The organism is Paraburkholderia tuberum STM678 (genome assembly GCF_902833905.1).
In the GTDB taxonomy this organism is placed as follows: domain Bacteria; phylum Pseudomonadota; class Gammaproteobacteria; order Burkholderiales; family Burkholderiaceae; genus Paraburkholderia; species Paraburkholderia tuberum.
Map to the genome: position 1 here is coordinate 23,672 of NZ_CADFGP010000016.1, position 24,444 is coordinate 48,115.

Consider the following 24,444-nt stretch of genomic DNA (forward strand, 5'->3'; position numbering starts at 1 on the left):
CAGCGGTCACGACCGGGGGATTCCCGCTCGCAGACGAGATCTTGAATGGTAATTGTCAATTACATGTCAATTGCCATCCAGCAATTGCCGCAATTCAAAGGCATGCAATTGTCATCGAAATCGATGCGCCTGAAAATAATATTCCGAGTCGCCACACACTCACGTACGTTTGCGCTCCGGATGCCGCAACGCCGAATGGTTGCGGCCGTATGACAGATAAATCGTCATGCCGATCACGAGCCACACGACGAGCCGCAGCCACGTGACGAGCGGCAAGCCGACCATCAGCAGCAGGCAGAACAGGATGCCGAGCACTGGCACGACCGGCACGCCGGGCGCCCGGAATGGACGCGTCGCCTCGGCGTCGCTGCGCCGCAGATAGATCACCGCGCCGCACACGAGGACGAACGCGAACAGGGTGCCGATGCTGACCATCTCGCCGAGCACGCCGATCGGTGTCAGCGCCGCGACGATCGCGACGACGGTGCCGATCAGGATCTGACTCAGATAGGGTGTATGCAGACGCAGATGGACCCTCGAGAAAAAGTGCGGCAACAAACCGTCTTGCGACATCGTGAAGAAGATGCGGCTTTGTCCATAGAGCAGCACGAGTATCACGGTGGTCAGCCCCGTCAACGCGCCGATTTTGATCAGGATCGAGAACCACGTGAGCCCGATCACGTCGACGCCCTTGGCGATCGGATCAGGAACGTTCAGCTCGGGGTACGCAACGAGGCCGGTCAGCACGCCGGCGACGAGGATGTACAGCACCGTACAGATGATCAGCGAGCCGAGAATGCCGATCGGCATGTCGCGCTGCGGCTGTCGCGCTTCCTGCGCGGCGGTCGACACCGCATCGAAGCCGATGAACGCGAAGAACACCACGGCCGAGCCGCGCAGAATACCGCTCATGCCGAAACTGCCGAACTGGCCGGTATTGGCAGGAATGAACGGATGCCAGTGTTCCGGCTTGATGAAAAACACGCCGACGGCGATAAACGCGACCACCACGGTCAGCTTGATCGCGACCATCACGTTGTTGAGCCGCGCCGACTCCTTGGTCCCCAACACGAGCAACGTGGTCAGGATCGCGATGATCAACACCGCCGGCAGGTTGATCACGCCGGTGACCGCCGAGCCATCGGCCAGTTTGACGACGGTGCCGGGGGCGGCGGCGAGGGTAGGTGGAATGTCGATGCCGACGTTGCGCAACAGGCTCACGATATAGCCGGACCAACCGACCGCGACGGTCGCGGCGCCCATCGCGTACTCTAGGATCAGGTCCCAGCCGATCATCCACGCGAAGATCTCGCCGAGCGTCGCATACGTGTACGTGTAGCTGCTCCCGCACACGGGCAGCATCGCCGCAAGCTCCGAATAGCACAGGCCGACGAACGCGCACGCGATGCCGCCCAGCACGAACGACAGCGTGATGGCCGGCCCCGCGAACTGCGCGGCGGCGGTCCCCGTCAGCACGAAGATGCCTGCGCCGATGATCGCGCCGATGCCCATCGCGGTGATACTCGTCGCGCCCAGCGTTTTCGACAGGTGACGGCCTTCTTCGGCGTCGGCGCTGGCGACGATATCAGCAACGGTTTTGCGTGCCATGTAACCGGTATCGGCCATGATAAGTCGTCCCTTTTCAGTGTTGTTCAGGCACGAACCGGTTAGGCTGCCATCGGCTCGTGGAGCACGACAAAAACATCCGTCGCCGTGCACGGCAATGGCCACGGCAAGTGCGGAGAAAGCATCTAACGGAAAATTCAGTCTATGCCGGATTAAAGGCAAAGTGAAATCCGCTTGCTTTGTCGGGGCGATAGGGCAGTGCGATGGCAGGCGCGCGCAGCGGCGGGCGTGCCGCGGGCCGGGGTGCATTTGTGCATTGCGATCGCAAGCAAGGCCTCTGGTTCGATTCAGGAGGACTTACGATGTGCGATTGCGGAATCGGTAAGCCAACGTGGACGATTTCAGGCTTGCGAGGCGGACCTCAGCCGATCCGTCCGCGCCGCAGCACGCCGCTCAGACCGAGCGAGTGGCCTGGGTCGTAGTAGTGAATGAGGAGCGTGCGCCGCTGTCCGTTCTGTACGTCGAGGTTCGCATGCTGAAGTGCGAAGCCGTTGAATTCGTAGACGCTGCCCGGCTTGACCGGAATGCGCTTGCAGTTGCCGACACGCAGATCATGCAAGGTATGCCAGCTGCGCCAGCTGAGCGGCAGGCTTTGCAGGAAGCCATGGCGCATCTTGCAGATCACGTTGGTCAGCGTCGTTACGGACAGGCGCGGCTTGCGGTACATCACGAGGTCGCCGTTGTGAACTCCGTCGGGTGCGAGCTGAAGCGGAATCAGCAGCGTCAGCAGGTGCGAGTCGTAGTGGCGGCAGTGGCTCTCGGCCAACGAAGTCTTGCTCGCACAGCGCAGTACGTGGAACGGCTCAGTCGGTAAGTTTGTCCGACCGAACTTCGCGGCCATCGCGCGCGCATTCGCGCAGATCGTCTGTTCGAGTTCGCGAAAGGCCTGACCGCGACGCAGCATCTCTGCAATCTCTGCGCCGGACTGCGAGCGCGGTGCCGTCGTGCCAAACAGGTGGTCGATGAACTCGTTGATTTCGACGATCGTCTCCTGCGGAATCACGTCATCAAAAGACTTCAAAGCGACGCTTTTGTCGATTCGAATCCGCTTAGTCTCTGTATGCCCACGCACGTCTGTCAGGGTGTCCATAGCCCAAATTTCCATTCGCTTTTTATTCTACGACCGTATTGAAAAATATCCCCTACGAGGCGCGCACAATGTGCGCCAGCGTACATAAAGCCCTCAGGCGATTGAGCTCGATCATTAAATCTAAAGCGGACTTCTCTGACAGCTTTGGTAAATCTCGTTGGGCCGATTTGGAAAATGCTGCGACTGCGACGCTTCAGCTTTGCTTAGGTACGACATTACAGCTCTGCCGTAACATCAAATGTCGAGGCCAGATAGAAATGTCCGGGTTGCGACTTTTTAGAAATGTCCGGTTTTGAGGTTCAGAAATATCTATGTTAGGGGGCTTTTGAGCACCGAGCCAACCCGCATTCCGGCAGTTGCCAGAATCGCTTCATTCAACTGCGCCCGGGTCAGCTCGCGCTGCTTGCGGGTGCCCACCTTGCGCTCCTTCGAGCGTGGTGCCTCGCCCTGATTGGTCCTCGATGGCGAGCCTGACGCGCGCCGGTCATCGCGCTGCGCCTGAATCACCTGCGCCAGCTGCAACGTGTGGCCCAGCCGCTTGTGATCGACCACCGCCGCCTGATCGATCTCCGAGAGCCGGTCATACGGCACACAGGGCAGGGCAGCGCCATTCACCCGCATCTCGATGCGCCCATCCGGATACTCGAACACATCCAGATAACGGTGGATCAGACTGCGGTTGGCGACCGTGTCTTCCAGCAGATAGATCACCCGGTCGTACTGCACCGTCAGCACCTTCGACACGCGCCGCGGCACACGAACCGTCAGGATCAGATCAAGATCGTCGTCGGCACGCAGCGGCCGGTGTGCATCGAAGGTGCTCCGCGGCATCTTGCCAAACCGGCCGTTAAAGTCAGCGATGAAGTGGGGCGCGTACGCATTGGCGGCCGCCTTCGTGCTGATGCCGCGTAGCCGCAGTTCCTTCACGAGACGATCCTGCAACGTCAGGTTCGCGCGCTCGACGCGCCCCTTCGCCTGACTGCTGTTGGCGCAGAACGTATCCACATTGAGCTCGTACAGCGCGCGGCCAAACTGCGTCACACCCTTGCCAGGCGTCGCCGAATGGCTGTTGCAATGGAAGACGCTGGCCTTGTCGCTGTACAGCGCCACCGGCTTGCCATGCTGTTCAAGGTACGCGCGCATCGCCTCGAAGTAGCTGAAGGTCGATTCGGTCGCCGTAAAGTGCAGTGCCATCAGCCGGCCTGTTGCATCGTCGATGAACACCAGCAGCGTGCACGCTGGCGCGCGTTCCTCAAACCACCGGTGATCACTGCCGTCGATCTGCACCAGTTCGCCCAGGCATGCCCGCCGGTTTCTCGGCTGGTGAAGCTTCGGCGGCCGCTGCTTGCGCGGAATCCACAGGCCCGCATCGCGCATCCAGCGTCGCACGGTTTCCTTCGCCAGCACCACGCCATGACAATCGGCCAGCTTCTCGCAGGCCAGCGTTGGCCCAAAATCCGCATAGCGCTCACGCACCAGCGCCATGGCCCGCGCACGGACATCCACCGGCAGTTCGCGGTTGCTGGGCTGTCCACGCCGCGCTGAAACCAGCCCGGCCGGTCCCGCCGCCTCGTAGCGCCGCACGAGCCGGCTGACCTGACGCTCACACAGCTGCAGTCGTTCAGCCGCCAGTACGCCCGTCAGGCGATGCTGGACGACCGCCTCGATGATCTTCACGCGCTCGAGCTCGTGCATGCTGATCGTGATGAATCCACGTCCGTTCATGGTCTGGCTCCGGGCTGACGGTGATGCCGCAGCATGCGCCACAGCAGCCAGCCCGGAGCAGGAAACCGGACATTTCTAATGAGCCAGAACCGGACATTTCTAAAAAGCTCTGACATCAAAAATGTTGATAATTTATCTTATGTCAAATTGTGGATGCTTCAGAAAAATGCTTCCAGTACGCATCGCACAGGCCACCGTCGATGCGCGTGCCGCGTGTCGGCCCTCCGCCACAAGTGATGCACACACCGGTCCCCGGTGACCATCGCGAATCGTCCGAACCGCGGCTCTTTCGCCTGCCACAACTGACGCCGGGTGCAGCCCGATTCAGTGACCAACAAAACTGGCGCAACAATTCAATTCCAATTTTTATGGGCGGCCCCCCCAATCAGAGCCCTCATGAATTAAGACGCGGCCGTGCGTACAGATTAATTTACGCACGCCACATGCCGAAATTAGACAACTGTTAAATACTGCTTTGCGCACCACGAGAATAAGCTTGGTAGCGAAAGCCAATGCCGCTATCGCAGCTCGCGCGGATTTTTTATCGTCGGCTATTGCCTTGTGGCTTAGAGACGTTTCGCATTTCTCTCAACCGGCGAGCGTGTCGTCGTTGAGCGACTGTGAATGGGCTACGTGCATTTCGACGTGGCATACGGGCGCAACGTGTTCGCCACCCTCCCACTTGCCGCGATCTGAGATGCATGTTCGAACACGCGCAGACGCTCGGCATCCGCAATCAGTCGCTTCTTCGTCATCGAGCGTCCCGCCGATCCGAAGCCCATCACCTTTTCGTACTCACGCGGCCTGCCGTGCCTGAAGCGATTAAAGAAGTCATCGCCCGGCAGGCCGTTGTCGAGGCTCATCAGGCAGCCGTAGTCGAGCGACGCGCAATCGCTCAGTGAACGCGCCGCGTTCTCCAATGCGCGATAGCGGCTTTGCAACGGTTCGTCGCGACCGAAAAGCGCGTGCAGTTCCTGATAAGTCACGAGTCTTTTGCGTTTCGCGGCACGCAGTAGCATCGCGGCAATATCGCGGGTCCTATTCATGTTCATGTCGTTCTCCTTACCGCCAGCTTGCAAGCGCCCAAATGGCAACCGATGAAAGCGCTGTCAGCTTTTATCGCGGTTATGCGTATCGAGTCGGAAACTACCCCCACAAAATACTTCCGGTGTTCAACGACGCAGCTAAAATTAAGCGGGTGGTTACTGGAGTCACGCTTCACAACGCCACTCTGCGCGAATGTCCCGTTTACATATAATCCGCTGGAAAAACGCCGCGAAGGATTTTCAATCTTCAGCACCTTTTTTGCAGCTTTCCGGCGAATCGCCATCCTGCATCGAAAGATGCATTCCAATTACATTCGCAAAACAGGAATCCGCGCACTCAAACGGTTCAGTCTTCCGAGCTGCTGCCCGCACTTAAAAGCGCCCGACGTCAAGCCGTATGCGGCCTGCCGGTATCCGGGCCGCCAGAGCGAGCCGACTGTTTAAAATCACGTCAATCAGGTTAGCAAACGTTAAATTCAATCGCAAGAGAGATATTTAAGATTTTAGAAAGAAAACATCGCGTAACCGCCTTACGGGCGGCTTGCGTGATTTTCTATCAGAGGAAAGACGCGATTGATTTTTTATTCTTTTGGACACAGCGGGCGACTTTTCGATTATCTGTAGGTGGCGCGCCCTCCTCACTGTCTACCCCATAACTGATTGCAGTCCGGTCAGCGACCCAACGGCGGAGTTCTCCGATGCATCGACCAAATGACGATTTGCCGACCGTCGCGCGGCGTCTCACGGCGGGCAAGAAACTGCTCGACGGCGTCGCCGCGGCCGAGGTCGCGAGACAGATGGGCATGGCAAAGACCACCGTCGAGCGCTATCGCAAGCTATTGGAGCAAGGCGGGCTCGAGGCGCTGAGAAACATGAGTGTCGGCGGCCGCCATTCCGCACTCGCGGTGGCTGATCTGGACTGGTTGGCCCAGGCGCTGAGGGCCTCGCCGCGGGACTATGGCTTCGACGCCGACGGCTGGAGCAATGCGCGCATGCGCGAGCTGATAAGCCGTCAGTTTGGCATTTCGTACTCGCGAGTCTATGTATGGCAACTGGCCACCAGACTCGGCGTGTCTTATCGGCTCGGCCGGAATGCGCAGTAAAACGGTGGCCGTACCCAGCTAAAGCACGCGCGTGCGCATCGGCTCAGGCGCTTTCTCGAACCTTTGGCAGAAACTGCGGCGCCAGTTCGACCTCCGACCATTGGAACGGCAACGCGCCGCGACTGCGCCGCACTTCGCTCACATGAAACCGCACGAGTCGCTGCGCGCCCGCAAATGCCGCGAGTTCGTCGCCGTCCCAGATGATCTCTGCTCGCACCGCCAGATAAAGCAGATCGCCGGTTGCGAAGTCGATAAACAGCAGACCCGCGCGCGGATCGTGCACGAGGTTGCCGATCGTGTTGAAAAAGCGGTTGCCGCTGTAGTCGGGCGTGGTCAGCGTGGTTGCGTCGTCCACGCGCGCGAAGCCCGGCGCACCGCCGCGATGGGAAACGTCGATCCCCTTTCCCGGTCCCGCTTCCTCGCTCAGATTCGCGCTGGCGATAAAGAAGGTGTCCGCGCTCGCGAGCAACTCGCGGTCGGCACTGCTCAGAAGCGTGGCGATCTCGGGCTGCGCGCGCGTCGCGGCCGCGTCCCGCTCGATGAAAGACGGCGCGCGGCTCTGGATATACTTCGGGCAATTGCCGAAGCTCTGCGTGACTTCGACCTGCAACGTGTCGCCTGCCACGGACCGGACGACGCCATTTGCCCGATTGCGCCGCCGCGTGCGCGGCTCGATGCACAGCGCACCAAGCTGCGCGCCTTCCCGCCAACCCGCGGCGAGCGGATCGCCAGCCAATGTGCCACCTTCGATGCGCAATGTCCGCGCATCCGGTGACGAGACGAAACCCGGCGCACCCGCACGCAGCGTCGCCCACGGCTGAGCGCTCGCATCGACGCCACCAATCACGACGAACGGCTGCGCGGCAAAGAACTCGCGATGCTGCTCAGGCATGAATCGGCGAATGCCCCGACGTCCCATCGACTCGGCCACCTCCCGCACACCCGCACGCTGCTGCGCATCCTGCTCGCCGGCATGAAACGGCGACGCGGCGCTTGCCCAGCTATTCAACGGGACTAACTCGGACATGATCGGACTCCTCTGCAAGATCTGACGCGGCTGTCAACGCGTATCACGCCGCCAGCAAGCCCGCCTTCCTCGAAGGCATCGCGATGAAACGCGGCAGTGCCTCCACGCGCTGCAGCCACGCGCGAATGTTCGGATACGGCTGCAACGACACGCCGCCCTCGGGCGCGTGAGCGATATACGTGTGCGCGGCGATATCGGCGATCGTGACGTGCGCGCCAGCCACGAACGGCTTACCGGCAAGCTCCTCGTCGATCACGTCGAACAGCTTGACGGCGATCTGCTTCGCACGTTGGTGGTCGAGCGGCGCGCCGAACACGGTCACGAGCCGCGCCGCGCACGGCCCGTAGGCGATCTGGCCAGCCGCGAGCGACAGCCAGCGCTGCACCGCCGCGGCGCCGCGCGGATCGTCCGGCAGCCACGATGCGTCGCCATAGCGCTTCGCCAGATAGACCAGAATCGCGTTCGAATCGAACAGCGTGAGCTCGCCGTCCTGAATCGTCGGCACCTGACCGAATGGGTTCAGCGCGAGGTACTCGGGCTTGCGGTTGTCGCCCGCCTTCATGTTCAGCTCGATGACCTCGAACGGCAGATCGAGCAGCGTCAGAAACAGCTTCACGCGATGACCGTGGCCTGAAAGCAGCGTCGTATACAGCTTGATAGGCTCGGTGGGTCTGGCAGCGGGCATGGATGGCTCCGGATACGTTGAATGACACGCCCAGCATAAGGCGTAGGCACTGTCGCGCGGAAGCCCGATAATCCGGGAAACACAGTCAAGCGAGAATGGACAATCGATCATGGCCGATGTGCGCAACGTGAACCTGAACCGCCTCGCGATCTTCGTCGCGGTCATCGACGCGGGCTCGCTGAGCGCCGCCGCGACGCGGCTCGGGCTCGCGAAGACGATGGTCAGCACGCACATGCAGAGGCTCGAGGCGGAAGTCGGCGCGAGCCTGCTGGTGCGCACCACCCGGCGGCTCGGCGTCACCGAGGCGGGCCGCACGTTCTACGAGGCGAGTGTGAAGATTCTGCGCGCCACCGAGGACGCGCTGAACGCGCTCGGCGGGGAAACCTCGCCGGTGCGCGGCACGCTGCGCGTCAGTGCGCCGAACGACTACGGCACGCTCGTCGTCGCGCCCGCGCTGGTCGAATTGCGCCGCACGCATGCGCAGCTCGACGTCGAGCTGCTGAGCAGCGACCGCTACGTCGATCTGATCGCCGATGGCATCGATGTAGCGATCCGGCTTGGTCGCCTCGCGGATTCCAACTATCGCGCGGTGAAGCTCGGCAGCTTCGTCAAATGGCTCGTCGCGAGTCCGGAGTTCCTGCGCACGTGGGGCATGCCGGGCACGCCGGCCGCGCTGGAGACGCTGCCCTATTGCGCGTTGTCGGTGCTGCCGCATCCGTTGACGCTCGATTTGCGGCACGTCGACGGCAAGATCGCGAGCGTGCGCTGCGCGTCCGCGTTGCGCGTCAACACGGCCGATGCCTGCCGCGCGGCGACGCTCGCGGGCGGCGGCATCGGTCTGTTGACGGATTTTTCGATCGCGGACGACGTCGCGGCGGGACGGCTGATCCGGCTGCTGCCCGAATGGGCGAGCGCACCGGCGAGCATTCAGGCCGTGTTCCCGCCGACGAGTCACCCGCCGGCGAAGGTGCGCGCGTTGATCGATACGCTGAAGCGAAGGCTCGCGGCGGAGCCTGCGGATTAGCACGGCAGATCCTTCTGGCGCTCCCATTCCAGCGCAACGGCGGTTAGCTTCTATCCGCGTTATCGCCCGATTTGCTCTACTGCGACGATGCGCGCCGCACCCCGCGGCCTCGCCTGATCGTCAATGTGGAGAGCTTATGTCCGCCATTTCCCGTCCTGCTCAAGGGGTTCTCACCGTCGCGTGTCCGAGCGCGGCGGGCCAGGTTGCCGCCGTCGCTGGCTTTCTCGAACGGCATCGTTGCTATGTCGACGAACTCACCGTATTCGACGACGAACTGAGCGAGCGCTTTTTCGTGCGCTGCGTGTTTCACCACGTCGATCGCGACGATGCGCTGCGGATCGCCACGCTGAAGCAGGAATTCGCGCCGATCGCCGAACGCTTCCTGATGACGTGGGCGATCCACGATCTGTCGAGCCGGCCGAAAGTCCTGATCATGGTTTCCAGGCTCGAACACTGTCTCGCCGACCTGCTGTTTCGCTGGCGCATGGGCGAACTGAAGATGGACATCGTCGGCATCGGCTCCAATCATCGCGATCTCGAACCGCTCGCGCGAGCGCACGGCCTGCCGTTCCATCATCTGCCGATTACAGCCGACACGAAGCCACAACAGGAAGCCGGCCTGCTCGAGCTGTTCGATACGTCCGGCGCGCAACTGCTGATTCTCGCGCGCTACATGCAGATCCTGTCCGCCGAAACGAGCCGGGCGCTCGCCGGGCGCGCGATCAATATCCACCATTCGTTCCTACCCGGTTTCAAGGGAGCGAGACCGTATCATCAGGCCCATGCGCGCGGCGTCAAGGTAATCGGCGCCACCGCGCATTTCGTCACCGACGATCTCGACGAAGGTCCGATCATCGAGCAGGGAGTCGAACCAGTCGATCACTCGTACAGCCCCGAACGGCTGCTGACGACCGGACGCGACGTCGAATGCATTACGCTCGCGCGCGCGGTCAAGGCGTTCGTCGAGCGACGTGTGTTCATCAACGGCGAGCGCACCGTCGTGCTGCGGTAAACAGAAAAACGCCGCTGAAAAGCGGCGTTTTCGTGTGCTGCGCCGACGCGTGGCCGAGTTACTTCACCCAGCTATCCACCCGGTCCGCATGCGCGCTGACCCACGCGTCGGCCGCTGCGGCCGGCTTTTCGCCATTCTGCGTGGCCAGCATCACCGTGTCGATCTCGCCCGGCTTCCATTGGAACTTCTTCAGGAACGCGACCACTGTCGGCGCTTTTTTCTCGAGTTCGGGATTCACCACGCTATCCACGTGCTCGGCTTCACCGAATACCTTCTTCGGATCGTCGAGGAATTTCAGCTTGTACTTGGCGAACATCCAGTGCGGCTTCCATCCGGTCACGATGATCGGCTTGCTGGCCGCCTCCGAGCGCGCCAGTTCGGCGGTCATCGCGCTTCCGGAACTCGGCATCAGCTGATAGTCGAGCCCATAGGCCTTGATCGCCTCGCTGGTTTTCTGCATCACACCCGCGCCGGCGTCGATGCCGACGATGCGCGCGCCGAACTCGGCTTTCTTCGCCTGCAGATCGCCGACGCTCTTCACGTCCGCGTTGTCCGGCACGATCAGACCGATCTTCGCGTCGTTGAAGTTCGGCCCGAGGTCGACCACCTTGTCCTTGAAGTTGTTCCAGTAGGCGCCGTGCGTGACCGGCAGCCACGCGGATAGCGTCGCGTCGAGATCGCCGCGCGCCACGCCCTGCCACATCACGCCGGCCGCCACCGGCACCAGTTGCACCTGATAACCGAGGCGTTTTTCGATCACCTCGGCGGCCACGTTCGAGGTCGCCACGCTATCGTCCCAGCCCTCCACGTAACCGATCTTGATGGTCGGTTTCGAATCGGCCGACACGCCCGCACTGACCGCCGCCAGCATCACCCCCAACGCGCTTGCCACCACTACCTTTCCGATCAGTCTCATCGACGTTCTCCCGTTGATCCATCTGCCCATTGACGCGTTTGCCATCGAACCGCACATCGCGTATTTAGAATCGCCAACCAGAATTGCCGGGTAGCGTTGTTTTTCGACATGCAGTTGTCCGCATGCGACATCCACGCCAATCCGCCCAGTGTTTGCCGTGTTCTTGCGGTGTTATCAGTCGTATTACTTGTCGACGACGAGATCGGTCAGCGGCTTGCTACAGCACAGCAGCACCATGCCCTGATCGATCTCGCGCTGACGGATACCGCCCGCGTGCTTCATCGCCACTTCGCCGGACACGAGCTTCACCTTGCAGGTGCCGCACATGCCTTGCGTGCACGACGCCGGCAGCCGCACGCCCGCCTGCTTCGCCGCATCGAGCACATGCTGGCCGCCGCCGCACTCGATCTCGCGATGACTGCGCGTAAAGCTCACCTTGAAACGCGTGGCGGTTTCGGCCGGCGCGCACGCATCGCTCAGCGTGTGCGCGAGATGCGCTTCGGCCAATTGCGCGGCCACTTCGCTGACGGTCTCGAACGAGAAGCTTTCCTCGTGATAGTGCTGGCGATCGAAGCCGCCTTCATCGAGCAGATTGCGCACCGCCTGCATATACGGCGCGGGGCCGCACGTGAAAATCTCGCGCTCCAGAAAATCCGGCGCAATCAGTTTCAGCAGCGGCAGCGTCAGAAAGCCGGTGATGCCGGGCCAATTGGTGCGCGTGCCCACGCGTTCGCAGACGAACGCGGTGCGGAAATGCGCCTGATTGGCGGCGATCAGATCGAGCTCGCGCGCGAAGATGATGTCGTCCGGCGTGCGCGCGCTGTGCACGAAGACGATATCGCTGTCCTCGCCGAGTTCATGATGCGCGCGGCTCATCGACATCAGCGGCGTGATGCCCGAGCCCGCCGACAAAAACAGCAACTTGCGCGCCGGATGCCGCGCGCAGGTGAATTCGCCGGCTGGGCCCAGCACGCGTACCTGCGTACCCGCATGCAGATGGTCGTGCAGCCAGTTGGACACCGGGCCGCCCGGCACGCGCTTGACGGTGATCGAAATCGTATGCGGCCGGGTGGGCGCAGACGAGATCGTATAGCAGCGATTGACGCGCTCGCCGTCAATCTCCAACTCCAGCGTGATGAATTGCCCCGGCTCGAACACGAACGCCCGACCGGATGGCGCGCGGAAGAAGAAACTCTTCACGTCGTGCGTTTCGCTGCGGACCTGGCAGCACTCCAGCGTGTCGTCGGCGTCGCTGTTCCAGCGCGCCGGCAGCGCGTCCCAGAAGCGCGGCTGCGTAACGCGGCTCGGCGCGTCAGCTGGATTCTGCGAAGTCTGCTCGATGTCCGCTTGAAACATGGCCTGATCGCGCATCATGGTTGTCCCCCGCTCCTCATTGCGGTCTTGCGCTCAGCGCACGAACGACACGACTTTCTCGTCGTGCACCGCCCGTGGGTTCGCGTCGTAGTCCGCGAGACGGCCGATATACCACTCGCAGAACTTTTCGACGAGTCCTTCGGTGAACGGCGAATAAGGACCCGGCTCATACGCACTGCTCCTCGCGCCGCGCTGCGAATATTCGACGAGCGCGCGATCCTGGTCGTTGGTCGCGCGCCACACGGCGGTCAGATTGTCGACGTCGTAATCGATGCCTTCGCGCGCGTCCTTGTGCACGAGCCATTTGGTGCGCACCAGCGTCTTGCCGGCCGACAGCGGAATCACCGAGAAACTGACGATGTGGTCGCTCATGAAGTGATGCCACGAATTCGGCTGGGTCCAGAACGACAGGCCGCCGAGATCCGCATGCTTCAAACCGCCGAGCAGCTTCTTCGAGGCGACCTTCGCGTCGAGTGTCTGCGATTCGCCGTCGCGATCGAGCGGCAGACGTTGCGTACGAAACCCGGTGACCAGGTCGGCGAGCCGCTCGATTTCCGCCGACGGCAACTGCATCGCCTCCCACTGCGCGGTGCGGCGCGCGACCGTCGTCTCAAACGCGGCCATGCCCTCCTCGTTCGCCGGCGTGCGCTGATAACCGAAACCGTATTCGTACAGCGAGATGGTCAGTTCCGGATGGTTCGCCACGCAGTGATAGCACTCGCGATTGTTTTCCATCGTCAGCTTCCAGTTGCCCTCCTCGATGATGTCGATCGACGCGGCGATCTTGCAGCCGGCCAGATCGTGCGGCAACAGATACGGTTCCATCGCGGCGCGCATCACGGCGAAATCGGCGGGCGGCTGCTCGGCGAGGCAGATGAAAATCAATCCGGCGAGATTTTCGACATGCACCGCTTTCAGACTATGTTTGCAGCGCTCGAACTGCTCGCCCATGTGCTCGGCGAACATCAGGTCGCCATTGAGGCTATACGTCCAGCTGTGATACGGACAGACGATATTGCCGAGCGAGCCCTTGCCGGTATTGCACAGACGCGCGCCGCGGTGGCGGCATACGTTATGAAACGCACGCACCCGCATGTCGTCGTCGCGCACGATCAGGATCGAATCGTCGCCGATCTCGACCGTCACATAGTCGCCCGGCTCGGGCACGTCGGGCTCGACCGCGACCTGAATCCAGTGCCGACGGAAAATCGCGTCGATGTCGAGCGCGAAGATGGGCTCGCTAGTATAGAACGGTGCTTCCAGCGTGTAATTCTGCTTGCGGCGTTCGATCATTGCGCGAACGTCTGCGGAAACTTTCATTGTTTGCTCCGTTGCGTGTCACGTCTGGCGCCGCGCCAGGCCCTCCTGGTCGCATGCTGGCCCGAGCCGGAATTCAGTAATCCACCAGTTGATGCTCGCGCAAATACGCGAGTATCACTTGTGCTTTTTCGACGGAACTCCCTTCAATTACGACGCTGCCGCCGCGGCTCTCGGTCGTCGTCGCCGACAGCATGCGCGCGTGGCCCGAGCGCTTTTCGGCGGCGGCGAGGCGCACCGGTTTCGCTGTGGCGGGGCCGATCGTCCATGCGGACTGTTCGGGAGTGGTCCCGTGCCGCGCGACGGCGCGCTCGATCGTGCCTTCGCGCATCCGTGCATACGCGTACGACGTCGCGGCGTTCGCGAGCGAATGCACGGCAACCAATGCCGGCAGCCGCACTTCGACGCGCCGTCGTAGGCCCTTCGGCATGAACTGCCGGACCTGCGCTCGACCGTCGCGCAGCGCCACATCGACGGCGGCGCCGACGAGCGGCACCGCCAGCGCATGCGCGACGCGATACGGCAGCATGCCGCTATCGAAACCGCCTTCGGCGCGCGTGCCGGTCAGCACCAGCTCGTAGCCACGCAAACGCCTGGCGAGTTGCGGCGCAGGATCGGCGTCGGGCGGCATCTCGAGCACTTCGACCGAACGCGCGCCGAGCGCCAGATATTCGTTCAACGCGGCGTTCGACGGATCGCCCGCGTGCAGCACGTCGAGCGTCGCGCCATGCGTTCTGACGAGCGACAGCGCCAGCGTCAACGCCGCCGCATCGTTGCGGCTGTAGCGCGCGACGCCGCTGACCGGGTGACGTCCGACTGAAACCAGCACGGCGATCTTCATGCGAGCACTCCTTCGGCAAGCTTGCCCGGCCGCAGCAGCGCGGCCGAGGTGGCGCGGGCACCGCGCGCCGCGGCCGCCGCCTCGTCGAGCGCCGCGATGGTTTCCTGCGCGTCGGCGATCACGGTCAGATTCGCGCGCTTCGCGATCGGCGCGCTCGCGTCGAGATTCACCGCGATCACATGGCGGCAATCCTTGATGCCTTGCAGATGCTGCACCGCCCCCGAGATGCCGAACGCGATATACACGCTCGCCTCGACGGTCTTGCCGGTCGCGCCGATCTGCTTGTCGCGCGTGAACTTGCCGTCGTCGACGGCAACCCGGCTGGCACCGATCGCCGCGCCGAGGGTCGTCGCGAGTCGCTCGAACGCGGGCACGTCGCTGACGCCGTTGCCCGCCGACACGATGAAATCCGCCTCCTCCAGCGCGAGCTGCGCCGCGTCGATTTCGTCGATGCCGAGATCGTGTATCGCTCGTTGCGCGACTGTGCTGTTCGCTTCGCGCTCGAAGCGCCACGCGACCCGCTCGCCCGCGCCGACGAACGGCAGCTTCGGATCGACCGCATTCGGCTCGAGCAGCACGACCTCCGGCAGCGCGCGGCTGGCGAGCGCAGATTTCGCGCGAATATAGGTGCACATGTGCCCGGCAGCGATCTCGACGACGTGCGTCGCGACGCTTGCATCGGCCGCCGCCGCATAGCGGCGGCCGAGGTCGCCGTCGCCGGTCGCGTTGTCGGGCAGCAAGACATGGGCTGGCGCATAGGCCGCGACGCAGGCCGCCAGCGCATTCAGTTCATCGTCCGGCGCGTACGTGCGGCGATCGAACATCGGCAATTCGATCAGCTTGTCGGCGCCGAGCGCGGCGGCATCGCCGGTGAATTCGCCGAACACCAGCAGCACGACTTCGCTGTGCGTGTCCGCGATCAGCGCGGCGGCCGCGAGCGTCTGGCGCGCATGTTCATCGAGCGCGCCGCGCTCCGCGTGCGCCGCGACCAGCAGCACATGGCGCGGCGCGGCCGTCGTGCGGCGCGGCTTCGGCTGTTCGCGATGCGCGGCGTGACGCGCATCAGCCAGCGACGCACTGCCGCCGGCGTCCGCGATGCCAACGACGCCGAGCGTGATGCGCCTGAGTCCCTGTGCCGTCACCGTGAACGGCCGGCGCGGATCGATTCGATTGAGCGTATTCATCATCGCGTTACTCCAGCGCCGCGGCGACCAGTTCGGCCACGTCCAACACTTCCGGTCGCGGCCCCACCACCCCTTCGAGCATCGCGGTGCAATTCGGACAGCCGACCGCGACGATCTCCGCGCCGCTCGCGCGCGCGTCGTCGATACGGATGTCGGGAATCCGCCGTTTGCCCGGGATATCGGTCAACGGTGCGCCGCCACCGCCGCCACAGCAGCGTCCACGCAGGCCGTGACGCTCCATCTCGACCACCTTGATGCCGATGCTCTTCAGCACCCGGCGCGGCGCTTCCGTCTCGCCGTTGTAGCGGCCCAGATAGCACGGGTCGTGATACGTGATGTTGCGCGCCGCGACGGCGGCGGCCGCGCGCGGCGACAGCTTGCCGCTCGCGATCAGTTCGTCGAGCAGCGCCGTGTGATGCTGGACCTGATAGATCCCGCCGAGCGCGCGATACTCGTTGCGCAGGCTATGCAGCACATGCGGATCGGCGGTAACGATGCGCGCGAACGAGTACTGCGCGAGCGTCCCGATCAGCGTACGGGCCAGTTGCTGGAACGTCGCTTCGTCGCCGAGCCGCCGTGCGGTGTCGCCGGTATCGGTCTCGACACCGCCCAGCACCGCGTAATCGACGCCCGCGCGGTTCAGCACCTTGACGAGCGCGCGCAGCGTGCGCTGATAGCGCATGTCGAACGCGCCTTCGCCGGCGATCAGCAGCACGTCCACGTGACGGCCCGGCTGCGCGACCTGCACCTGCAGATCGACGGCCCAGTCGTAGCGCGCGCCGATGTCGTAGCCGTTGAGGCTGCCGGTTTCGCGCAGATTCGCGAGCGTCGCCGGCCCCTTGCCCGGCACGCTGCCTTCGACGAGCGTCTGATTGCGGCGCATGTCCACGATCGCGTCCACGTGCTCGATCAGCATCGGGCACTCCTGCACGCAGGCGCGGCAGGTCGTGCAGGACCACAGCGTGTCCGCTTCGATCAGCGTCGAGATCAGCGGCTTGGAGGGCGCGCCCGCGTGCTTGCCGACAGGAATGCCGGGCGTCGGGCTGCCTGCGTACTGCGCGTCGGTGCCGCCGACCATGCCGGTTACCAGATCCTGAATCAGCTTCTTCGGATTGAGCGGCTGACCGGCCGCGAACGCGGGGCACGCCGCTTCGCATTTGCCGCATTGCACGCAGGCGTCGAAGCTGAGCAACTGGTTCCAGCGAAATTCGACCGGCTTGCCGACGCCGTATTCCTTCGCGTCGAGCAGCGGGGTTTTAAGCGCGGTGGGCGGCACGGCATCGCCAGCGCGACGCGCTGCGGTGGAATCGGCAAAGCGCTCCTGGCGCGGATGAAACGCGAGATGCAGCAGTCCGGCCAACGCATGTTTCATCGGGCCGCCACGCGCCGCGCCGAACGTCATCGTGAACGCGCCCGCCGCGGTCAGCAGCGCGACGATCACCGCGAGCGCACCGGACATCATCGTCGCCGGAAGCGCGATGAACAGCGCGAGACCGAGCGCGAACGCGCCCAGTAGCAACGGCAACTGATCCCACGGGCCGCGCGAGAGTCGCGCCGGCACCGTCTTCGCGCCATGCCGGCGGCGCCACACGAACACCGTGCCGATCAGCATCGCCAGCGCGGCGAGAAAGATCAATTTGTCCAGCCACGGCGAGTAGATCGCGAGACCGTAGTTGACGAACACGAGCGCCATCGCGAGGATCGCTCCGCCCGCCGTGGCAACGTGCGTGCGGGCGATATACGGATCGCGCGCGACCACATGATGCAGGTCGACGAAGTAACGCTTCGGGATCGCGAGCAGATTGGCCCAGCCATAGGCGCCCGCGACGGTCGCACGGCCCTCGCGCCAGTAGGCGGCGCGGCGCGCCAGCGCGAACGCGAGACCGGCCACCGACACCCACAGCAGGACGGTGATGACAAACACGGGGCTCATCGTCAGAAATCCTTGCAAAGGCGCAGCGCGTCGTAGATCGCGCCGTGAATGTTGTGCATCGAGATGCAGTCGCCGACCCGGAACAGCAGGAAGCGGCCGTCGCCGAGCTGCTCGTCGAGACACGGCTGCGGTTCGGACGCGAACAGTTTGTGCACGTCGACCTGGCCGCGATTGACCGATTCAGGCTTCAGCTGCCAGTAAAGCCGGTCGTTCGGCGTACTGCCGTTTTCGATCACCACCTGATCGACCGCGCGCTCCTCCTGCTCCTCGGTGTACTCGTTGCGGATCACGGCGATCTTCTTGCCGTCCTCCTCGTACACCCTGTCGAGCCAGTAATTGGGCGTATGGATCACGCCTTGCGCGTACAGACGGCGATAGAAGATCGGGAACGTGGTGCCGCCGACGTCGTCGGCGACCTTCACGTCGGGCGTGACGATCTCCACGTTGGCGCCGCGGCTCGCGATGAAATCGGCGACGCCCGCGCCGGCATGCGTGCTGACGCCGTCGTACACGAGCACGTTCCTGCCCGGCTCGACTTTGCCGGCCAGCACGTCCCACGAACTGACCGCGAGCCTCGCGTCGACGCCCCACGCCGCGACCTGCGACGTGAACGCCGAACCGCCGGTGGCGAGCACGACGATGTCGGGCTTCTCGGCCATGATGGTCCGCTCGTCGGCGGCGACACCGAGGCGGCGGTCCACGCCGAGGCGCTTCGTCTCCATGTCGAACCAGCGCACGATGCCCGCCATCTGCTCGCGCTGCGGCGCTTTCGCCGCCAGCATGATCTGGCCGCCCACGTGATCGCTCTTTTCGAACAGCACCACGTCGTGACCGCGCGACTTCGCGACGCGCGCCGCTTCGAGCCCCGCCGGCCCCGCGCCGACCACCACGACCTTGCGCTTCGGCCCGCGCGACCTGGCGATCACGTGCGGCATCGTCGCTTCGCGCGAGGTCGCCGCGTTCTGCACGCACAGCACGTCGAGCCCGTTGTACTGACGGTCGATGCAGTAGTTCGCGCCGACGCACTGCCTGATTTCGTCCTCGCGGCCATCGCGGATCTTGATGACCATATGCGGATCGGCGATCTGCGCGCGCGTCATGCCGACCAGATCGACCATGCCGCTCGCGAGCAAGCGCTCGGCCTGGCCCGCGTCGCGAATGCTTTGCGCGTGCATCACCGGCACCTTGACGACCTGCTTGATGCCGGCCGCGAGATGCACGAACGGCTCGGGCGGCAACGCCATCGGCGGCATGCAGTTGGCGAGCGTGTTGTGGGTGTCCGCGCCGGAACCGATCACGCCGAGATAGTCGATCAGGCCGCTTTCGCTCATCGCCTGGGCGATTTCCTTCAGCTGGTCGTGATCGAGCCCGTCTTCATGGAATTCGTCGCCACACATGCGCAGGCCGACGCAGAAGTCGGCGCCCACGGCCGCGCGCACCGCCTGCAACACTTCGACGCCGAAACGCAGGCGGTTTTCGAGCGAGCCGCCCCATTCGTCGGTACGGAAGTTGGTGCGCGGGCTCCAGAACTGATCGATCAGATGCTGGTGCGCCGCCGAGATCTCGATGCCGTCCATGCCCGCATCCTTCACGCGCTTCGCGGCCGCCGCGAAGTCGCCGATGATGCGGCGGATCTCTTCGACCTCGATGATCTTCGCGTTGCCGCGATGCACCGGCTCGCGCACTCCCGACGGCGACATCAGATGCGGCCAGTGCTCGCCGTGAAACGCCGAGCGGCGTCCCATGTGGGTGGCCTGAATCATGATTTTCGCGCCATGCGCATGCATCGCTTCGGCGAGCCGCGCGAGCGGATCGACGATCCGGTCGGTGGCGAGATTCACCGACTTCCACCAGCCTTGCGGGCTGTCGATCGACACCGGGCTCGAACCGCCGCACACGGCGAGTCCGACTCCGCCCTTCGCCTTTTCCTCGTAGTAGCGGATATAACGGTCGCCGGGCAGGCCACCCGGCTCCGCATAGACCTCCGCGTGCGCGGTACTGACGATGCGATTGCGCAGCGTCAGCTGGTTCAACGTGAGCGGCTTGAAAAGGTTCGGGTAACGCATCGCGATCGACCTCGGAATGCCCGGATTAGATTGACGCGAGCGGCGAGACTTCGAACACGCAGTGCTCGTGTCCCTCCGCCGCGCAGCGCGCTTCTTTCGACTGCGACGGCGGGCCCTTGCGCGCGCCGTCGGGCGCGGTATCGTTGACCCAGTCCATCGCGCCCGCGAACCAGCCGGCGAACATGTAGCAAAGCTTGCCGGTCTTGCCCGGTTGCGCGAGCACGAACGACGAGTGCCGCAATTCGATCCGCGCATGCGAGCTGGCCGGATCGGCTTCGATGATCCTGAAGATGCCCCAGCCGCGCTGCGACAGACGGTTCAGGTAATGCTCGAATACCGCCATGCCGGCAAGACCATGTTGCTTCGCTTCCTTCTCGCACCAGAAATAGGCGGACTTGTGACCGGCCTTGTAGAGAATCCCGGCGTACGTATCTCGGCCGAGCGCTTCCTCGACGGCGACGTGGTTGTTGGTGAAGAAGTGGCGCGGCACGTACAGCATCGGCAGCGCGTCGGTGGTCCAGACGCCGGTGTCGGGATCGACGTCGATAGGCAGTTGCGGTTGCATGGGAAGGCTCCGTTTTTATCCGCTATAAAAGAAGGGGTAAAGCTCACACCGTCCAGACTTCGCCGAACACCCGTACCCAGTTTTCGCCCATGATCTTGCGGATGCGCGTCTCGCTCCAGCCGGCGCGTTCCATCGCGGCGGTCAGGTTCGGAAACTCGCCGATCGTGCGAATGCCTTCGGGATTCACGACCTTGCCGAAGTTCGTCAACTGTCGATAACGGCCCTTGTCGTGCGTGATCCAGTCGAAAAACTCGGTGCTGTAGCCCTGCGTGAAATCCGTGCCGATCCCCACCTGGTCCTCGCCGATCAGGTTCACCACGTACTCGATCGCCTCGATATAGTCCTCGACGGTCGCATCCGGTCCGCGCTTCAGGAACGGCGCGAACATCGTCACGCCGACGAAGCCGCCCGCGTCCGCGATCTCCTTCAGCTGCTCGTCGGTCTTGTTGCGCGGATGCTCCTTGAGCCCGGACGGGCAGCAATGCGAATAGCACACCGGCTTCTTCGACGCCGCGATCGCCTCCGACGACGTCTTGCCGCCCACATGCGACAGATCGACCATGATGCCGACGCGGTTCATCTCCTGAATCACTTCGCGCCCGTAGCCGGACAGACCGCCGTCGCGTTCGTAGCAGCCGGTGCCGACCAGGTTCTGCGTGTTGTAGCAAAGCTGCACCACGTTGACGCCGAGATCCTTGAACGCTTCGATATAGCCGAGGTTGTCCTCGAACGCATGCGCGTTCTGGAAGCCGAAGATGATGCCGGTCTTGTTCTCTTTCTTGGCGCGGAAGATGTCGTCGGTGGTGCGCACCAGCGTGAGGATCTCGCTGTATTGGCGGATTTGCTGCTTCATTTCGGCGATGTTGTCGACGGTCTTCTGAAAACTCTCCCAGACCGACACCGTGCAGTTCACCGCGGTCACGCCGCCCTTGCGCATGTCCTCGAACACCGAGCGCTCGAACTTCGAAATGTTCAGCCCGTCGATGATGATGCTGTTCTCGTGCAGTTGACTCATCGTTTGCTCCACGCGTACTCAGTAAATGGGAAAGCGCTCGCACAGCGCGAAAATCTCGCGGCGCACGCGTTGTTCGGTTGCGGCATCGCCTTCGGGCGACACGCGCAGCGCATCGAGCACCTCGACGATCAGACGCCCGACCTCGCGAAACTCGCTGACGCCGAAGCCGCGTGTCGTGGCCGCCGGTGTGCCGAGGCGGATGCCGGAGGTGATGGTCGGCTTCTCCGTATCGAACGGAATGCCGTTCTTGTTGCAGGTGATGCCCGCGCGCTCCAGCGCCTGTTCGACCTGATTGCCCTTGAGCCCCTTCGGCCGCAGATCGACCAGCAGCAGATGGTTGTCGGTGCCGCCCGTCACCAGATCGACGCCGCCCGATGTGAGCACCTCGCCCAATGCCCGCGCGTTCGCGAGCACGCTGTCGATATAGGTTTTGAAGCCCGGCTGCAGCGCCTCGCCCAATGCGACCGCCTTGCCGGCGATCACGTGCATCAGCGGGCCGCCCTGCAAGCCGGGGAACACGGCAGAGTTGATCTTCTTTGCGATCTCCTCGTCGTTGGTCAGCACGAATCCGCCGCGCGGACCGCGCAAGGTCTTGTGGGTGGTCGACGTGACCACGTGCGCATGCGGAACCGGATTGTCATGGCGGCCGGCCGCGATCACGCCGGCGATATGCGCCATGTCCACCATCAGCTTCGCACCGGCGCCATCGGCAATCGCACGCAGCCGCGCGAAGTCGAGCGCGCGCGGATAGGCGGAGAAGCCGGCGATCAGCAGCGTCGGCTTGTGCTGTTGCGCCAGTTCCTCGATCTGCTCGTAGTCGATCAGCATCGTGTCGCGCCGCACGCCGTACTGCACCGCGTTGAACCACTTGCCCGACATCGCGGGTTTCGCGCCGTGCGTCAGATGCCCGCCCGCGTCGAGCGACATGCCGAGCACCGTATCGCCCGGCCTGGTGAGCGCGAGCATCACCGCGCCGTTGGCCTGCGCGCCGGAATGGGGCTGCACGTTGGCAAACTTCGCGTCGAACAGCTGCTTGATACGATCGAGCGCCAGCGTCTCGATCGCGTCGACGTATTCGCAACCGCCGTAGTAACGCTTGCCCGGATGCCCTTCCGCGTACTTGTTGGTCAGCACCGAGCCCTGCGCGTCGAGCACCGCGCGCGACACGATGTTTTCCGACGCGATCAGCTCGACTTGCGACTGCTGACGCTCGAGCTCTTTCAGAATGGCGCCGCGCACGGCCGGGTCGCGCGCCGCTAGCGAGTCGTCGAAGAAGGGATTCGGGTTCGACATGGAAGGTCCGTGAGATCGTTGACGGGAAGGCCGCTACGGGTTGCCAGCGGGATCGCGCTACCGCTTTGCCTTGGGTCTATTCTTGACGGTCGCCCGGCGCGTCTATTTACGAATTCAGACGCGTTCTTTGCCTTTTCCGCCATGCGCAACCTGTTTCGACAAGTCGGCGCGATCCGCGCGCTCAGCGCTGCACTACAACGCAGTATTCCTGCGCCGATCGGGTGCGCTGCAAGGGCGTCGCCGCGCTGTTCCGGTGCCGCGCGGATGGTTTCATCAGTCGATTGCTTAGCTATTCCAGGCTTTGTGCGCAGTATCCAAGGGTTTAGCCTGATGGCACGGTAGTTGCCCTGATACTCAGAATTCAGATAGTCGCCTCCCCACGGCGACGCGACATTTACATCAGGAATCACCGTTCCCATGTCCACCGATCGCACGGCATCGTTGTCGCATTTCGCATTCATGCCGGTCCCCAACTTCACGATGATCGCCTTCTCGAACGCGATCGAAGTGCTACGCATGGCGAACTATCTGACGGGCCAGACGCTTTACCGCTGGTCGATCGTGAGTCCCGCCGGCGGGCCGGTCATGGCGAGCAACGGGCTATCCGTCGATACGGGGCCGGTCGAATGCGTCGGGCAACCCGATATCGTGTTCGTGGTCGGCGGCATCGACGTGCAGCGCTCCACCACCGCCGAGCATCTGTCCGCGCTGCGCCGTTTCGCGCGCATGGGCTGCGTGCTGGGCAGTCTTTGCACGGGCACCTATGCGCTCGCGCGCGGCGGCCTACTGGCCGGTTATGCGTGTGCGATTCATTGGGAAAACATGTCGGCGCTGAAGGAAGAGTTTCCCGATACGCGCTTTCTGAAAGAGCTGTTCGTGATCGATCGCGATCGCGTGACCTGTACCGGCGGCGTCGCGCCGCTCGACATGATGCTGAACCTGATCGCGCCGCGTGTTGGCACCGCTCGGGTCACGCAGATCGCCGAGCAGTTCATCGTCGAACACGTGCGCGACACCAGCGCGCAGCAGAAGATGCCGCTCGTCGCGCGGCTCGGCTCGGCCAACAAGTCGCTGTTCGAAGTGATCTCGCTGATGGAGAACAACATCGAGGAGCCGCTGTCGCGCGAAGAACTGGCGCGCCTCGCCGGCATGTCGCAACGGCAGTTGCAACGGCTGTTCCGCGAACATCTGGGCATGACGCCGACGCACTACTATCTGACACTGCGCCTGCGGCGCGCGCGCGAGCTGCTGTTGCAGACCGACATGTCGATCATGCACATCACGATGGCCTGCGGCTTCCAGTCGGCCTGCCACTTCTCGAAGAGCTATCGCGATGCGTTCGGCACCGCGCCGACGCGCGAGCGTCGCAAGCAGGTGCCTTCGCTATCCGGTGCGCCAGTGATGGCGGCTTGATCAATGAACAGAAGCGCCGCGTGCCCGGCAGGCCACGCAGCGCTTTAGCGGCCAACCAAACTCAAGCCGCCTTCAACAACCCGCGCGGGTCGATCACAAACTTCTTCGGCGCGCCGCCGTCGACGTCTCCATGTTCGTGAGCGGCACGCCGCACATGCTGCGCGGCGCACCGTTTCACCAGCGTAGCGG

21 protein-coding genes are annotated in these 24,444 nt (G+C 63.5%); 5 read left to right on the plus strand and 16 right to left on the minus strand.

The features are described from left to right. Nucleotides 1-159 precede the first annotated feature (159 nt). From HWY30_RS15965 to HWY30_RS15980, 4 genes are all read right to left on the minus strand, one after another. The gene (locus HWY30_RS15965) at nucleotides 160-1,626 is read right to left on the minus strand and encodes an amino acid permease (RefSeq protein ID WP_090809990.1); all 1,467 of its coding nucleotides are present in this window, start codon (nucleotides 1,624-1,626) and stop codon (nucleotides 160-162) included. Between the two features lie 361 nt (nucleotides 1,627-1,987). Further along, nucleotides 1,988-2,647: a hypothetical protein gene (locus HWY30_RS15970; RefSeq protein ID WP_244144920.1), complete on the minus strand. Its 660-nt coding sequence runs from the start codon at nucleotides 2,645-2,647 to the stop codon at nucleotides 1,988-1,990. A gap of 378 nt (nucleotides 2,648-3,025) precedes the next feature. Next, the gene (locus HWY30_RS15975) at nucleotides 3,026-4,441 is read right to left on the minus strand and encodes an ISNCY family transposase (RefSeq protein WP_090809992.1); all 1,416 of its coding nucleotides are present in this window, start codon (nucleotides 4,439-4,441) and stop codon (nucleotides 3,026-3,028) included. A 629-nt stretch (nucleotides 4,442-5,070) separates the two neighbouring features. Beyond that, the gene (locus HWY30_RS15980) at nucleotides 5,071-5,493 is read right to left on the minus strand and encodes a hypothetical protein (RefSeq protein WP_090810541.1); all 423 of its coding nucleotides are present in this window, start codon (nucleotides 5,491-5,493) and stop codon (nucleotides 5,071-5,073) included. A gap of 45 nt (nucleotides 5,494-5,538) precedes the next feature. Between HWY30_RS15980 and HWY30_RS15985 the strand changes: the two genes are divergently transcribed. Next, nucleotides 5,539-5,931, plus strand: coding sequence for a hypothetical protein (locus HWY30_RS15985; RefSeq protein WP_143037285.1), 393 nt, complete (start codon nucleotides 5,539-5,541; stop codon nucleotides 5,929-5,931). Nucleotides 5,932-6,185: 254 nt separating this feature from the next. Next, nucleotides 6,186-6,590 (plus strand): helix-turn-helix domain-containing protein, encoded by a 405-nt coding sequence (locus HWY30_RS15990; RefSeq protein ID WP_090809994.1) that lies wholly within the window; start codon nucleotides 6,186-6,188, stop codon nucleotides 6,588-6,590. A gap of 43 nt (nucleotides 6,591-6,633) precedes the next feature. On the opposite strand, the gene HWY30_RS15995 is transcribed toward HWY30_RS15990, so the two are convergent. Both HWY30_RS15995 and HWY30_RS16000 read right to left on the minus strand, forming a co-directional pair. Further along, complete coding sequence (locus tag HWY30_RS15995) at nucleotides 6,634-7,617, minus strand: pyridoxamine 5'-phosphate oxidase family protein (RefSeq protein WP_090809996.1); 984 nt, start codon at nucleotides 7,615-7,617, stop codon at nucleotides 6,634-6,636. Nucleotides 7,618-7,660: 43 nt separating this feature from the next. Then, nucleotides 7,661-8,302, minus strand: coding sequence for a glutathione S-transferase family protein (locus HWY30_RS16000; RefSeq protein WP_090809998.1), 642 nt, complete (start codon nucleotides 8,300-8,302; stop codon nucleotides 7,661-7,663). Between the two features lie 109 nt (nucleotides 8,303-8,411). Between HWY30_RS16000 and HWY30_RS16005 the strand changes: the two genes are divergently transcribed. Next, complete coding sequence (locus HWY30_RS16005; RefSeq protein ID WP_090810000.1) at nucleotides 8,412-9,326, plus strand: LysR family transcriptional regulator; 915 nt, start codon at nucleotides 8,412-8,414, stop codon at nucleotides 9,324-9,326. A 136-nt stretch (nucleotides 9,327-9,462) separates the two neighbouring features. Further along, nucleotides 9,463-10,338 (plus strand): formyltetrahydrofolate deformylase, encoded by an 876-nt coding sequence (gene purU / locus HWY30_RS16010; protein WP_090810002.1) that lies wholly within the window; start codon nucleotides 9,463-9,465, stop codon nucleotides 10,336-10,338. A gap of 58 nt (nucleotides 10,339-10,396) precedes the next feature. Here purU and HWY30_RS16015 read toward each other — a convergent pair whose 3' ends face one another. The 10 genes from HWY30_RS16015 to HWY30_RS16060 all read right to left on the minus strand — a co-directional run bounded on the left by HWY30_RS16015 (nucleotide 10,397) and on the right by HWY30_RS16060 (nucleotide 22,842). Next, the gene (locus HWY30_RS16015) at nucleotides 10,397-11,254 is read right to left on the minus strand and encodes a glycine betaine ABC transporter substrate-binding protein (RefSeq protein ID WP_090810004.1); all 858 of its coding nucleotides are present in this window, start codon (nucleotides 11,252-11,254) and stop codon (nucleotides 10,397-10,399) included. Nucleotides 11,255-11,437: 183 nt separating this feature from the next. Beyond that, entirely contained in the window at nucleotides 11,438-12,628 is a 1,191-nt protein-coding gene (locus HWY30_RS16020) for an FAD-binding oxidoreductase (protein WP_090810006.1), read from the minus strand. A gap of 33 nt (nucleotides 12,629-12,661) precedes the next feature. Beyond that, entirely contained in the window at nucleotides 12,662-13,948 is a 1,287-nt protein-coding gene (locus HWY30_RS16025) for an aromatic ring-hydroxylating oxygenase subunit alpha (protein WP_090810008.1), read from the minus strand. 73 nt (nucleotides 13,949-14,021) lie between these two features. After that, entirely contained in the window at nucleotides 14,022-14,786 is a 765-nt protein-coding gene (locus tag HWY30_RS16030) for a drug:proton antiporter (protein WP_090810009.1), read from the minus strand. Then, nucleotides 14,783-15,970: an electron transfer flavoprotein subunit alpha/FixB family protein gene (locus HWY30_RS16035; protein ID WP_176078903.1), complete on the minus strand. Its 1,188-nt coding sequence runs from the start codon at nucleotides 15,968-15,970 to the stop codon at nucleotides 14,783-14,785. Before HWY30_RS16035 ends, HWY30_RS16030 begins: the two co-directional genes overlap by 4 nt. Before the next feature lie 7 nt (nucleotides 15,971-15,977). Beyond that, complete coding sequence (locus tag HWY30_RS16040) at nucleotides 15,978-17,903, minus strand: (Fe-S)-binding protein (RefSeq protein ID WP_090810012.1); 1,926 nt, start codon at nucleotides 17,901-17,903, stop codon at nucleotides 15,978-15,980. A gap of 2 nt (nucleotides 17,904-17,905) precedes the next feature. Further along, the gene (locus tag HWY30_RS16045) at nucleotides 17,906-19,969 is read right to left on the minus strand and encodes an NADH:flavin oxidoreductase (RefSeq protein WP_090810014.1); all 2,064 of its coding nucleotides are present in this window, start codon (nucleotides 19,967-19,969) and stop codon (nucleotides 17,906-17,908) included. A gap of 25 nt (nucleotides 19,970-19,994) precedes the next feature. Beyond that, on the minus strand, nucleotides 19,995-20,534 hold the full coding sequence (locus tag HWY30_RS16050) for a DUF5943 domain-containing protein (protein WP_018425095.1): 540 nt from the start codon (nucleotides 20,532-20,534) through the stop codon (nucleotides 19,995-19,997). A gap of 43 nt (nucleotides 20,535-20,577) precedes the next feature. Continuing rightward, nucleotides 20,578-21,549 carry a dipeptidase gene (locus HWY30_RS16055; protein ID WP_090810543.1) on the minus strand — a complete coding sequence of 324 codons (972 nt, stop codon included), beginning with the start codon at nucleotides 21,547-21,549 and terminating at the stop codon, nucleotides 20,578-20,580. A gap of 18 nt (nucleotides 21,550-21,567) precedes the next feature. Beyond that, nucleotides 21,568-22,842: a serine hydroxymethyltransferase gene (locus HWY30_RS16060; RefSeq protein WP_090810016.1), complete on the minus strand. Its 1,275-nt coding sequence runs from the start codon at nucleotides 22,840-22,842 to the stop codon at nucleotides 21,568-21,570. A gap of 417 nt (nucleotides 22,843-23,259) precedes the next feature. Here HWY30_RS16060 and HWY30_RS16065 point away from each other — a divergent pair, with 417 nt between their 5' ends. Then, nucleotides 23,260-24,255, plus strand: a complete 996-nt coding sequence (locus HWY30_RS16065) for a GlxA family transcriptional regulator (RefSeq protein WP_090810018.1) — start codon at nucleotides 23,260-23,262, stop codon at nucleotides 24,253-24,255. The last annotated feature ends 189 nt before the right edge of the window (nucleotides 24,256-24,444 follow it).

Bases quoted from the DNA above. Each gene is read 5' to 3' on its own strand.
- HWY30_RS15965 (WP_090809990.1), bottom strand. From the start codon at position 1,626: ATGGCCGATACCGGTTACATGGCACGCAAAACCGTTGCTGATATCGTC.
- HWY30_RS15975 (WP_090809992.1), bottom strand. From the start codon at position 4,441: ATGAACGGACGTGGATTCATCACGATCAGCATGCACGAGCTCGAGCGC.
- HWY30_RS15980 (WP_090810541.1), bottom strand. From the start codon at position 5,493: ATGAACATGAATAGGACCCGCGATATTGCCGCGATGCTACTGCGTGCC.
- HWY30_RS15985 (WP_143037285.1), top strand. From the start codon at position 5,539: ATGAAAGCGCTGTCAGCTTTTATCGCGGTTATGCGTATCGAGTCGGAA.
- HWY30_RS15990 (WP_090809994.1), top strand. From the start codon at position 6,186: ATGCATCGACCAAATGACGATTTGCCGACCGTCGCGCGGCGTCTCACG.
- HWY30_RS15995 (WP_090809996.1), bottom strand. From the start codon at position 7,617: ATGTCCGAGTTAGTCCCGTTGAATAGCTGGGCAAGCGCCGCGTCGCCG.
- HWY30_RS16000 (WP_090809998.1), bottom strand. From the start codon at position 8,302: ATGCCCGCTGCCAGACCCACCGAGCCTATCAAGCTGTATACGACGCTG.
- HWY30_RS16005 (WP_090810000.1), top strand. From the start codon at position 8,412: ATGGCCGATGTGCGCAACGTGAACCTGAACCGCCTCGCGATCTTCGTC.
- purU (WP_090810002.1), top strand. From the start codon at position 9,463: ATGTCCGCCATTTCCCGTCCTGCTCAAGGGGTTCTCACCGTCGCGTGT.
- HWY30_RS16015 (WP_090810004.1), bottom strand. From the start codon at position 11,254: ATGAGACTGATCGGAAAGGTAGTGGTGGCAAGCGCGTTGGGGGTGATG.
- HWY30_RS16020 (WP_090810006.1), bottom strand. From the start codon at position 12,628: ATGATGCGCGATCAGGCCATGTTTCAAGCGGACATCGAGCAGACTTCG.
- HWY30_RS16025 (WP_090810008.1), bottom strand. From the start codon at position 13,948: ATGAAAGTTTCCGCAGACGTTCGCGCAATGATCGAACGCCGCAAGCAG.
- HWY30_RS16030 (WP_090810009.1), bottom strand. From the start codon at position 14,786: ATGAAGATCGCCGTGCTGGTTTCAGTCGGACGTCACCCGGTCAGCGGC.
- HWY30_RS16035 (WP_176078903.1), bottom strand. From the start codon at position 15,970: ATGAATACGCTCAATCGAATCGATCCGCGCCGGCCGTTCACGGTGACG.
- HWY30_RS16040 (WP_090810012.1), bottom strand. From the start codon at position 17,903: ATGAGCCCCGTGTTTGTCATCACCGTCCTGCTGTGGGTGTCGGTGGCC.
- HWY30_RS16045 (WP_090810014.1), bottom strand. From the start codon at position 19,969: ATGCGTTACCCGAACCTTTTCAAGCCGCTCACGTTGAACCAGCTGACG.
- HWY30_RS16050 (WP_018425095.1), bottom strand. From the start codon at position 20,534: ATGCAACCGCAACTGCCTATCGACGTCGATCCCGACACCGGCGTCTGG.
- HWY30_RS16055 (WP_090810543.1), bottom strand. From the start codon at position 21,549: ATGAGTCAACTGCACGAGAACAGCATCATCATCGACGGGCTGAACATT.
- HWY30_RS16060 (WP_090810016.1), bottom strand. From the start codon at position 22,842: ATGTCGAACCCGAATCCCTTCTTCGACGACTCGCTAGCGGCGCGCGAC.
- HWY30_RS16065 (WP_090810018.1), top strand. From the start codon at position 23,260: ATGTCCACCGATCGCACGGCATCGTTGTCGCATTTCGCATTCATGCCG.